The 10,654-nt window shown below is 73.4% G+C and carries 11 protein-coding genes and 1 pseudogene; 9 read left to right on the plus strand and 3 right to left on the minus strand.

Annotated features, from left to right (window positions below; all coding sequences use genetic code 11):
* A partial coding sequence (locus tag E1300_RS42630) for a serine/threonine-protein kinase (RefSeq protein ID WP_131762975.1) occupies positions 1–937 on the minus strand: 937 nt, incomplete at its 3' end.
* A gap of 135 nt (positions 938–1,072) precedes the next feature.
* On the opposite strand from E1300_RS42630, the gene hemL reads away from it, so the two are divergent.
* On the plus strand, positions 1,073–2,365 hold the full coding sequence (gene hemL / locus E1300_RS42635; RefSeq protein WP_131762976.1) for a glutamate-1-semialdehyde 2,1-aminomutase: 1,293 nt from the start codon (positions 1,073–1,075) through the stop codon (positions 2,363–2,365).
* Between the two features lie 20 nt (positions 2,366–2,385).
* Here hemL and E1300_RS42640 read toward each other — a convergent pair whose 3' ends face one another.
* Positions 2,386–3,333 (minus strand): dihydrodipicolinate synthase family protein, encoded by a 948-nt coding sequence (locus E1300_RS42640; RefSeq protein WP_131762977.1) that lies wholly within the window; start codon positions 3,331–3,333, stop codon positions 2,386–2,388.
* Positions 3,334–3,458: 125 nt separating this feature from the next.
* Between E1300_RS42640 and E1300_RS42645 the strand changes: the two genes are divergently transcribed.
* Genes E1300_RS42645 through ccsB form a run of 7 tightly spaced genes read left to right on the plus strand, consistent with a single transcriptional unit; the run spans position 3,459 to position 9,953 of the window.
* On the plus strand, positions 3,459–4,400 hold the full coding sequence (locus E1300_RS42645) for a LysR family transcriptional regulator (protein ID WP_131762978.1): 942 nt from the start codon (positions 3,459–3,461) through the stop codon (positions 4,398–4,400).
* Positions 4,397–5,017 (plus strand): hypothetical protein, encoded by a 621-nt coding sequence (locus E1300_RS42650; RefSeq protein ID WP_131762979.1) that lies wholly within the window; start codon positions 4,397–4,399, stop codon positions 5,015–5,017. Before E1300_RS42645 ends, E1300_RS42650 begins: the two co-directional genes overlap by 4 nt.
* 47 nt (positions 5,018–5,064) lie before the next feature.
* A complete protein-coding gene (locus E1300_RS42655) occupies positions 5,065–5,703 on the plus strand; it encodes a histidine phosphatase family protein (protein ID WP_131762980.1) in 639 nt (212 codons plus the stop codon).
* A gap of 48 nt (positions 5,704–5,751) precedes the next feature.
* Positions 5,752–6,354 (plus strand): TlpA family protein disulfide reductase, encoded by a 603-nt coding sequence (locus tag E1300_RS42660; protein ID WP_242619755.1) that lies wholly within the window; start codon positions 5,752–5,754, stop codon positions 6,352–6,354.
* 28 nt (positions 6,355–6,382) lie between these two features.
* Positions 6,383–7,123 (plus strand): cytochrome c biogenesis CcdA family protein, encoded by a 741-nt coding sequence (locus E1300_RS42665; protein WP_131762984.1) that lies wholly within the window; start codon positions 6,383–6,385, stop codon positions 7,121–7,123.
* Position 7,124: 1 nt separating this feature from the next.
* Positions 7,125–8,948, plus strand: a complete 1,824-nt coding sequence (gene resB / locus E1300_RS42670) for a cytochrome c biogenesis protein ResB (RefSeq protein WP_131762981.1) — start codon at positions 7,125–7,127, stop codon at positions 8,946–8,948.
* A 6-nt stretch (positions 8,949–8,954) separates the two neighbouring features.
* Entirely contained in the window at positions 8,955–9,953 is a 999-nt protein-coding gene (gene ccsB / locus E1300_RS42675) for a c-type cytochrome biogenesis protein CcsB (RefSeq protein ID WP_207400275.1), read from the plus strand.
* Positions 9,954–9,978: 25 nt separating this feature from the next.
* Here the strand turns inward: ccsB and E1300_RS42680 are convergent, their stop codons facing one another.
* Entirely contained in the window at positions 9,979–10,281 is a 303-nt protein-coding gene (locus E1300_RS42680; RefSeq protein ID WP_131762982.1) for a PLDc N-terminal domain-containing protein, read from the minus strand.
* A 116-nt stretch (positions 10,282–10,397) separates the two neighbouring features.
* Between E1300_RS42680 and E1300_RS42685 the strand changes: the two are divergent.
* Positions 10,398–10,654, plus strand: a pseudogene (locus E1300_RS42685) (hypothetical protein); the annotation flags it as partial.

Below are 10,654 nucleotides of genomic sequence, written 5' to 3' on the forward strand. Positions count from 1 at the left end.
CCCGGGACCCGCCGCCGGACGGCGCGGCCGCCACGATCGGGTTGCGGCCGCTGGCGCGGGACGGCTTCGGCTTCGGCGGCTCCGGCCGGGACGCGGCCTGGGCGGCCAGCTCGGTGAGCCGCCCGCGGCCCTGGGCCTCCCAGGACGGCCCGTACGCCGAGACGGCGGCGTCCTCCAGCGCGCCGAGGAAGTCGGCGGCCGACTTCGGGCGCTCGTGCGGGTCCTTGGCGAGGCCCTGCGCGATGAGGCCGCGCAGCGGCCCGGGGACCTCCTCGGCCGGGATCGGCGCCTCGCGGTGCAGCTTCGCCATGTTCCGGCCGCTGTAGGGCGGCCGGCCGGTGAGGCACTCGTAGAAGATCGCGGTGGCGGCGTAGAGGTCGGTGGCGACGCTCGCGGGCACGCCGTCCCACAGCTCCGGCGCCGCGTACGGCGGGCCCGACTGCGCCTCGGTGCCCGCGGCGGCGGTGCCGAAGTCGGCGAGGCGGGCGTTGCCCTCCCGGTCCACCAGGACGTTCGAGGGGCGGACGGCGCCGTGCACGATGTCGCGCTCGTGGGCGGCGGCGAGGCCGAGGAGCGTTCCGCCCAGCATCGACAGGGCCGCGAGCGGGCCGGCGGGGCCCTGCACGGCGAGGATGTGCCGCAGGCTCACGCCGTCGACGCGCTCCATCACGATCGCGGCGCCGTCGGGGGTCTCGACGAAGTCGTAGAAGTCGACGACGTTCGGGTCCTCCAGCTGGGACAGGCTCCGCGCGGTGGCGCGGAAGCGCGCGAGGAAGGCCTCGTCGGCGCCGAGCCCGCCGTCGAGGTACTTGATCGCGACCTTCGTGCTGGTGAGGTCGTCGACCGCCAGCACCATCCGGCCCGCCGCGCCGCCGCCCAGCTCCCGCTCGTGGGTGAAGCCCGGGACCGTCCAGCCGTCAACCACGTTGAAAGCCATCCCTCCGATACGGCCGACGCCGGTCTGAGCCAAGGGGCGCCTCCGACCGGCGCCGATGTCGTACTTGGTGGAATATCGGCCCGTACCCGGCGCGGTCAAGGGCAGTCGCCGAACTGCAACTGAGAGACTGGGGCCGTGACTGGAACCGATCGCTCCCAGCAGCTGTTCGACCGCGCCGGCCGCGTCGTCCCCGGCGGGGTGAACTCGCCGGTCCGGGCCTTCGGGGCCGTGGGCGGGACGCCCCGCTTCCTCGTCTCGGCGGACGGCCCGTACCTCACCGACGCCGACGGGAACACCTACGTCGACCTGGTCTGCTCCTGGGGACCCATGATCCTCGGGCACGCCCATCCCGCCGTCGTCGAGGCGGTGCGGGAGGCGGCGGGCCGCGGGACGTCCTACGGCGCCCCGACGCCCGGCGAGGTCGAGCTCGCCGAGGAGATCGTCGCGCGGGCGCCGGTGGAGCAGGTCCGGCTGGTCAACTCCGGCACCGAGGCCACGATGTCGGCGATCCGGCTGGCGCGCGGCTTCACCGGGCGCTCGAAGATCGTGAAGTTCGCGGGCTGCTACCACGGGCACGTCGACTCGCTGCTCGCCGCGGCGGGCTCGGGCGTCGCGACCTTCGGGCTGCCCGACACCCCGGGCGTGACCGGCGCCACCACCGCCGACACGCTCGTCCTGCCCTACAACGACGTCGCCGCGGTGGAGCTGGCGTTCCACGAGCACGGCCACGAGATCGCCTGCGTCATCACGGAGGCGGTGCCCTGCAACATGGGCGTCGTGCCGCCGCTGCCCGACTTCAACGCGCTGCTGAAGCGGCTCTGCGAGCGCAACGGCGCCCTGCTCGTGATCGACGAGGTCCTCACCGGGTTCCGGGCGTCGCGGTCCGGCTGGTACGGGATCGAGGGCGTGCCGGGCGACCTCGTGACGTTCGGCAAGGTGATGGGCGGCGGGCTGCCCGCGGCGGCGTTCGGCGGGCGGGCCGACATCATGGGCCGCCTCGCCCCCGCCGGGCCCGTCTACCAGGCGGGCACGCTGTCGGGGAACCCGCTCGCCACGGCCGCGGGGCTCGCGACGCTGCGCGGCGCCACCGACAAGGTGTACGCGGCGATCGACGAGGCGGCGGCGGTCGTGTCGAAGGCGGCCTCGGACGCGCTGTCGGCGGAGGGCGTCCCGCACCGGCTGCAGAACGCGGGCAACCTCTTCTCGATCTTCTTCACGGACCAGCCGGTGGGCGACTTCGCCGCCGCGCAGCAGCAGGACTCCCGGGCCTACGCCGCGTTCTTCCACGCCGCGCTCGACCGCGGCGTCTACCTCCCGCCGTCGGCGTACGAGGTGTGGTTCCTGTCGGCCGCGCACGACGAGACGGCGCTGAACCGCATTCTGGACGCCCTTCCCCACGCGGCGCGGGCCGCGGCCCAGGTCGCCTGAGCCGGGGCGCGTGCCGCCTCTCAGCGGCGCGAGAGGAGGCACTGCGTCCCGGCGGGGGACGTCCCTCCGCATCCCCCCGCCGCGTGGCGCGGGGGGAGGAGGGGCATCGCGCGGAACGCGCGCCGGGCCCGGGCGACCGTCTCGGGCGCGGGCGCATGGAGCGGGGCCCGGACGGCGGGGTGCTCGATCAGGCCGGCCTCGGCGAGGCAGGCCTTGAGGACGGCGGGCGACGGCTCGGCGAACAGCGCCTCGGCGAGCGGGAGAAGGCCGGAGTGGAGCGCGAGCCCGCGCGCCGCGTCCCCGGCGCGGACGGCCCCGGCCATCGCGGCGTACGCCTCCGGCGCGAGGCACGCGGACGCCGCGATGGCGCCCGTCGCGCCGAGCTGGAGCATCGGGTAGGCGTAGGCGTCGTCCCCGCACAGGACGGCCTTGCCCGTCCGCGCGGCGAGCAGCGCCAGGGTGTCGTGGTCGATCGCGCCGGGGCAGTGCTTGACGCCCGCGACGCAGTCCAGGGCGAGCAGCCGGACCAGGGCCGTGGCGGACAGGTGCTTCCCCGTCCGGTACGGGATGTTGTAGGGGACGAGCGGGACGTCCACGGCGGCGCCCACGGCCGCGAAGTGGTCGATGACGCCGTCGTCGGAGGGGCGCAGGTAGTAGGGGACGGCGACGAGCAGGGCGTCGGCGAGCGGCGCGCGCTCGCGGGCCTCGCGGATCGAGTCCTCGGTGCCCATGGTCCCGGCGCCGACGGTGAGCGGGGCCCCGCGCTCGATCGACACCGCCCGGCACACCTCCAGGACCGTCCGCTGCTCGGCGGGGCTCAGCAGCGGCGCCTCACCGGTCGTGCCGAGCGCCACCAGTCCCGTGGCACCCTGGTCGAGGCAGTGGGCGGCGAGCCGCTCCAGCGACGCGACGTCCACCTCGCCGGCGGGGGTGAAGGGCGTCACCAGGGACGCGTGGATTCCGTGCACGGTCTCACCTCGTCTGAGGGTTTCGGGCGGGAGCGAGGGGCGGGCGGCTCCCTTCCCCGATGGTCCCGAGCCCTTTGTTTAAGGACAAGCTAGAACTCCTTGACACCTCGCTTTAGCATTGCTTCATGCTGGATCTGGAACGGCTGCGCGCCCTGCACTCCGTGGCGACCTACGGCTCGGTCAGCGCCGCCGCCGACGTCCTCCACGTGACCACCTCCGCCGTCTCGCAGCAGCTCGCGAAGCTGGAGCGGGAGACCGGCCAGAAGCTCCTGGAGCGCAACGGGCGCGGCGTCCGCCTCACCGACGCCGCCGAGCTGCTCGTCGCCCACGCCGAGCGCATCCTGTCGCTCGTCGAGCAGGCGCAGGCCGATCTGGAGGCGCACCGCGGCTCCGTCGTCGGGCAGCTCTCGATCGCCGCGTTCCCCACCGCCGTCCGGGGGCTCATGCCCGCCGCCCTGCGCCGCCTCGGCGCCGAGCACCCGGACCTCAGGGTGCAGCTCCGCGAAGAGGACCCGATGCAGAGCATGCCCCTCGTCTCGCGCGGCGACCTCGACCTGGCCATCGCCCAGGACTGGAACAACGAGCCGCTGCCGCTGCCCGAGGGCCTCCGCAAGGGCGTCATCTGCGACGACGTGGCGGACGTGGCGCTCCCGTCCGTCCATCCCCTCGCCCACCGCGACGCCGTCGAGCTGAAGGAGCTGGCCGGCGACCCGTGGATCAGCTCCTCGCCCGACAGCATCTGCTGCGACTGGCTGCTGCGCACCCTCCGCGCCATCGACAGCGAGCCCCGCATCGCCCACATGGCCTACGAGTTCGCGACGCAGCTCGCCCTGGTCGGCGCGGGCCTCGGCAACGCGATCCTGCCCCGCCTCGGCCGCTGCGACGTCCCGCCCGGCGTCGCGATCGTCCCGCTGGCCGAGCCCCTGACCCGCCGCGTCTACGCCCTCTGGCGCGAGGAGGCCGCCCGCCGTCCCGCCATCCGGGCCGCCGTGACGGCGCTCCGTGCCGCCGCGCCGCCCGACGTCCCGGTGCCCGCCATGGCCGGGACTGCGACGATGGCGTCATGACGTTCGAGCTGGTCGTCTGGCACGATCCCGCGCCGGTCACCGTGGCGCGGGCGGCCGGGACGGACTTCGGCGCCGTCCCGCTGCATCCCGCCGTCGCCGCGTTCGCCGAGCAACTCGCCAAGGTCCGTCCGGACGCCGACGTGACCGCGCCCGGATCCCGCTACGCGCGGGTGCGGATGGCCCCGGAGCTGGCGGACGAGATCTCTGCCGAGGTCTACGCGCTGGCCAGGGCGCACGGCCTGGTCTGCTACGACCCCGTCCGGCGGCTGGTGCACAACCTCGGCCCCACCGGCGCGTACGAGGGCGTGCAGTTCCACACCGGTGACGGCATGGTCGTCGTGGACCCGGACCTGCCGCTCGTCCATGACGTCCTCGGGACGCTCGGCACCGAGAACCCCTTCGCCGCCCTGGTCGTGTTCGGACGCCACTTCATCCAGGTGTCGCCGGAGGACGGCGGGTATGAGCTTGAGTACAAGGACAGCGTCCAAGGACGGCTCTACCGGACGCACGTCCCCGACCTGGCAGACGTACGAAGGGCTTTCGCGGAGTACGCGGCGGACGAGAGGCACTTCCTCGACCGGTACGCGTGGACCGAGACGGGGCTCACCGGGGGCTGAGGCCCGTTGACAAGGCCCTGGGAAGGCGCGGGTACCCTGGCGACGCCATGACTGACAAGACGATCGTTCACCTGCTGCGGCACGGTGAGGTGCACAACCCCGAAGGCATCCTCTACGGGCGGCTGCCCGGGTACCGGCTCAGCGAGGACGGCGTCCTCATGGCCAAGGCCGCCGCGAAGTGGTTCGCCGACCGGGACGTCACCGCGCTGTTCTCCTCGCCGATGCAGCGGGCGCTGGAGACCGCCGCGCCGCTGGCCGACGCGTTCGACCTGCCCGTGACGGTGGACGAGCGGCTGACCGAGGCCGAGAACCACTTCGAGGGCCACACCTTCGGCGTGGGGACCGGCTCGCTCGTCCGCCCCCAGCACTGGCCGTTCCTGATCAACCCGTTCCGGCCGTCCTGGGGGGAGCCCTACAAGCAGCTCGCCGCCCGGATGCGCGCCGCGGTGATCAGGGCCCGCGAGGCGGCGCGCGGCCACGAGGCGGTCTGCGTGAGCCACCAGCTCCCGGTGTGGATCCTGCGGCTGCACGCCGAGCACCGCCGGCTGTGGCACCATCCGGCCAAGCGGGAATGCGCCCTGGCCAGCGTCACGAGCCTGACGTTCGACGGCAGCCGGCTGGTGGAGGTGGCCTACTGCGAGCCCGCCGCCGGGCTCGCCAAGGGCCCCAGTGTCGCGGGTGCCTGACCGCACCGCTACCTTGTGTACTACGTCCTGTAGTAGTAGGAGGGTCCGTTGAGCCCCCGCATCGTCCCCGCGCGCGCCGTTCCCGCGCGACTCGCCGTCGCCGGCGCGCTCTGCGGGCTGCTGGCCGGCTGCGCCGGGACCAACGCGGCGCAGAACGGGCCGGACGGCAGCGACAACCGCTTCATCTCCGGCAACGGCAACATCACCGAGTACAAGGCCGCCGACCGCAAGGGCCTCCAGGACGTCACCGGCGAGGGCCTGGACGGCAAGCCGATCAGGCTCGCCGACCTCAAGGGCAAGGTCACGGTCGTCAACTTCTGGGCGTCCTGGTGCGCGCCGTGCCGCGGCGAGGCGCCGTCGCTGGAGCAGATCCACAACGAGCACAAGGCCGAGGGCCTCGCGTTCCTCGGCGTCAACTTCAAGGACGCCAAGGACAACGCCAAGGCGTACGAGCGCAAGTTCAAGGTCGGCTACCCGAGCGTGTTCGACGCGGACGGCCGCGTCACGCTGGCCTTCCGCGAGGTGCCGCCGAGCGCGATCCCGAGCACCCTCGTCCTCGACCGGCAGGGCCGCATCGCCGCCCGCGTGATCGGCGCGACCACCTACACCAAGCTCAACCCGGTGGTCGCGAAGGTCCTGGCGGAAAAATGATCGCGGACCAGTGATCCTCGCGACCGGGATGGACACGGCCGGCACCGTCACCAGCGGGTCGCTGCTCGCGGCGGCGCCGCTGGCGGCGCTCGCCGGGCTGGTCTCCTTCGCCTCGCCGTGCGTCCTGCCGCTCGTCCCCGGCTACCTGTCGTACGTCACCGGGATGACCGGCGCCGACCTCGCCGAGCAGCGGCGCGGCCGGCTCCTCGCGGGCGTCGCGCTGTTCGTCGCGGGCTTCACCGCCGTCTTCGTCAGCTACGGCGTCCTCTTCGGCGGGCTCGGCCGGTGGCTGCTGGAGTACCAGGACCCGATCACCCGGGTCCTCGGCGCCGTCACGATCGTGTTCGGGCTCGCGTTCATGGGGCTCGTCCCGGGGCTCCAGCGGACGGTGAAGTCGGGCCGGCTGCCCGCGGCGGGCCTCGCGGGCGCGCCGCTGCTCGGCGTGCTGTTCGGGCTCGGGTGGACGCCGTGCATCGGCCCGACGCTGGGCGCGGTGCAGAGCCTCGCGATCACGGAGGCGAGCGCGGGGCGCGGCGCGCTACTGTCGCTGGCGTACTGCGCGGGCCTCGGGCTGCCGTTCCTCGCGACCGCGCTGGCCTACCGCCGGGCGCTCGGCGCGTTCGGCGCGGTGAAGCGGCACTACCCGCTGGTCATGCGGATCGGCGGGGGCATGCTGGTCGCCCTCGGGGTGCTGCTCGTGAGCGGCCTGTGGGGCGACCTGACCATCGAGCTGAAGTCGTGGATCAGCGGCTTCCAACCGGTTATCTGAGATGACGAGAACCACGGACAAGGAAACGGGCGCCGGTTCGGGCACCGAGTCGGGCACCGAGGCGCCCGCCGCCCGGCAGGCCCCGGAGGAGGTGCCGCGGCCCACGGGCATCGGCCCGCTCGGTTGGCTGCGCTGGGCCTGGCGCCAGCTCACGACGATGCGCACGGCGCTGATCCTGCTGTTCCTGGTGGCGCTCGGCGCGGTGCCCGGCTCGATCCTGCCGCAGCGGGGCCAGGCCCCGGAGAAGGTCGCCGCCTACTTCGCCGACCACGCGACCCTCGCGCCGTGGCTGGACCGGTTCTCGCTCTTCGACGTGTTCGCCGCCCCCTGGTTCGCGGCGATCTACATCCTGCTGTTCGTCTCGCTGGCGGGATGCGTCATCCCGCGCGCGGGCAAGCACTACCGGTCGATGCGGGCGCGGCCCCCGGCGGCGCCCCGCAACCTCGGGCGGCTGCCCCAGTCGGCGTCGTTCGAGACGGACGCGTCGCCCGCCGACGTCCTCGCCGAGGCCCGCAAGGTCCTGAAGGGGCGGCGCTTCCGCGTCGACGTGGCGGACGGTTCGGCCGCCGCCGAGAAGGGGTACCTGGGGGAGACCGGCAACCTGCTCTTCCACCTGGCCCTGCTCGCGCTGCTGTTCGCGCTCGGCATGGGCAACCTGTTCGGCTACCGCGGCGACGTGCTGCTGTCCGAGGGCAAGTCGTTCGCCAACTCGCTCAGCCAGTACGACCAGTTCACGCCGGGACGCGCGTTCGGCACCGACGAGCTCGCCCCGTTCTCGATGACGCTGGACGACTTCAAGGCCACCTACGAGACCAAGGGCGACAAGCGGGGCCAGGCCACCGACTTCCACGCCAACATCCACTACCGGGAGACCCCCGACGGCAAGAGCACGCCCTACGACCTGCGGCTCAACCATCCGCTGAAGGTCGGCGGCGCCAAGGTGTACCTGCTCGGCCACGGCTACTCGCCGGTCTTCACCGTCCGCGACGCCAAGGGGAACGTCGCCTTCAAGGACTCGGTGCCGTTCCTCGCGATGGAGCCGCGCAACCTGACGTCCGAGGGCGTGATCAAGGTCCCGGACGCCGAGCCGGACCAGCTCGCGTTCTACGCGATCCTGTGGCCGACGGCCGTGGCGAGCCAGGACGGCAAGCAGATCGTGTCGGCGTTCCCCGCGCCGCTCCGCCCGGTCGTGACGGTCAGCTCGTTCAAGGGCGACATCGGGCTGGACTCGGGGAACCCCCAGTCCGTCTACAAGCTGGAGGGGATCGGCAAGACCCTCCAGCCCGTCAGGAACGGCCAGAAGCTGCTGGAGCCCGGCGAGACGTTCAAGCTCCCGGACGGCTCCGGCTCGATCACCTTCGAGGGGCTCCAGGAGTACGTGACCCTGTCGGTCAACCACGACCCCGGCCGCATCCCGGCGCTGATCGCCGCCATCCTCGCGGTGGCGGGCGTGGCGACGTCCTTCATGGTCCGGCGGCGGCGGGTGTGGGTCCGCGCGAGCGCCGGAGAGGGCGGGCGTACGGTGGTGGAGGTCGGGGGTCTCACGCTGGGGAACCCGACCGCGGAGTTCGACGAGATCGTGACCGCCCTCGGCGGCCCGGAGAGACCGGCCGGGGAGGAGTCCGCGGCGACCGGCGGCGGGGAGCCTGCGGCGACCGGCGGGGAGCCCGCGGAGAGCAAGAAGCCCGCGGAGAGCAAGGACGACGGGCCCGACGCGGAGCCCGGTGAGAAGGGGCCCGAGACGGAGCCCGCCGACGAGACCGGGTCCGGCGACGAACCCGGCGCCGAACGGGATCCCGGGTCGGCAACCGAACCGAAGGAGTGAACGAGGGTGGGTAACGCCGACCTCGCGAACCTGAGCGACAAGCTCATGCTGACCACGGTGGTCCTCTACATCGTCGCGCTGTTCGCCTACGCGGCCGACCTCGGCTTCGGCCGGCGGACGGCGCGGGCGGACGCGGCGGAGCGGGCCGAGGCCAAGGTCCTGGTGGGCGTCGCGGGCGCCGAGGCGTCCGAGCCGGCGCCGTCCGGGACGGCCGCGCCGTCCGGGGCCGCGGCGGACGACGCCGGGGAGCCGGAGGGCCGCAAGGCCGACTGGGCCCGCCTCGCGGTCCTGCTGAACGTGCTCGGCTGGGCCGCGCACCTCGGCGTCCTCGTGACGCGGGGCCTGGCCGCGGACCGCTGGCCGTGGGGGAACATGTACGAGTTCCTCACCGCGATCTCGTTCGCCGCCGTCACCGCGTTCATCGTGGTCATGTGGCGCTACGAGGCGCGCTTCCTCGGCGCGTTCGTGATGGCCGCGGCCGTCGTCGCGCTGGGCGTGGCGAACATCTGGCTCTACGACTCGGTGGGCCCGGTCAGCCCGGCGCTGAACTCGTACTGGATCGCCATCCACGTGACGGCCGCGATCACCGCGACGGGCGCGTTCACGGTCGCGGGCGCGGCGACGGTCCTCTACCTGCTGAAGGTCCGCGCCGAGGGCCGGGGCGCCGTGGCCGCCGGGAGCCTCATGTCCCGGGTGCCCTCGGCGGAGGCGCTCGACCGGCTGGCGCTGCGCGTGACGATGTTCTCGTTCCCGATCTGGACGGCCGCGATCATCATGGGCGCCATCTGGGCTGACCAGGCGTGGGGCCGCTACTGGGGCTGGGACCCGAAGGAGATCTGGTCCTTCGTCACCTGGATCATCTACGCCGCCTACCTGCACGCGCGGTCGACGGCGGGGTGGCGGGGCCGCAAGGCGGCGATCCTGTCCCTGGTGGCGTTCGGGGCGCTGCTGTTCAACTTCTTCGGCGTGAACTACATGTTCTCGGGGCTGCACTCCTACGCCTGAGCCGAAGGCGCCGCTCGCGAGCGTCCTACGGGACGTCGTCGCCGCGCAGCCGCCGCTCCAGCTCGCTGAGGAACGCGGGGTCGTCGTCCGGGCCGATGGGGCCGTCGGCGGCCATGCGGGTCCACATCGTCCGGCGGGCGGGGGCGGAGCGGCGGGGGCGCCCGTCGAGCAGCCAGAGCAGGGCGCCGAGCAGGAAGCCGAACAGCGTGACCACGAACCAGCCAGTCTTGGACAGATGGCGCATTTCAGATGAATCCGTCTGGAGAACGTCGATCAGGCAGAAAAGCCATGTTCCAAGCAAAAGCAGGGTGACCAGGACATATGCCATGCACCAAGGGTAAGTGGTGACTCCCGGGGATGACGCCGAGTCGGGTTCCGGCTTACCCTGCCTCGGGGACCCGGTCGCTCGCCGGAAGCACGGGATCCCGCTGACAGAGGAGCCTGATGCGCTTCAAAGGCATCCACCGCAAGCCCCGGGAGCTGAGGAATCGGGAGGCCTCCCGGGGCCGGGCGGGCCGCGTGGACGACACCGCGTACTCGCCCTCGCCCCCGGAGGCGGGGCAGCGGCCGGACGCGCGCCAGGTGCGCCCGCGCAGCAACCAGCCCCGTGACCGCTTCGGCCGGTTCCGCAAGGCCGGCCGGGACGACGACTTCGCGCTCGGCGCGGGCGGCGAGCGCCCCGGCGCCGACCGCTCGGGCCG

It is taken from the genome of Actinomadura fibrosa, assembly GCF_900659615.1.
Taxonomy (GTDB): domain Bacteria; phylum Actinomycetota; class Actinomycetes; order Streptosporangiales; family Streptosporangiaceae; genus Spirillospora; species Spirillospora fibrosa.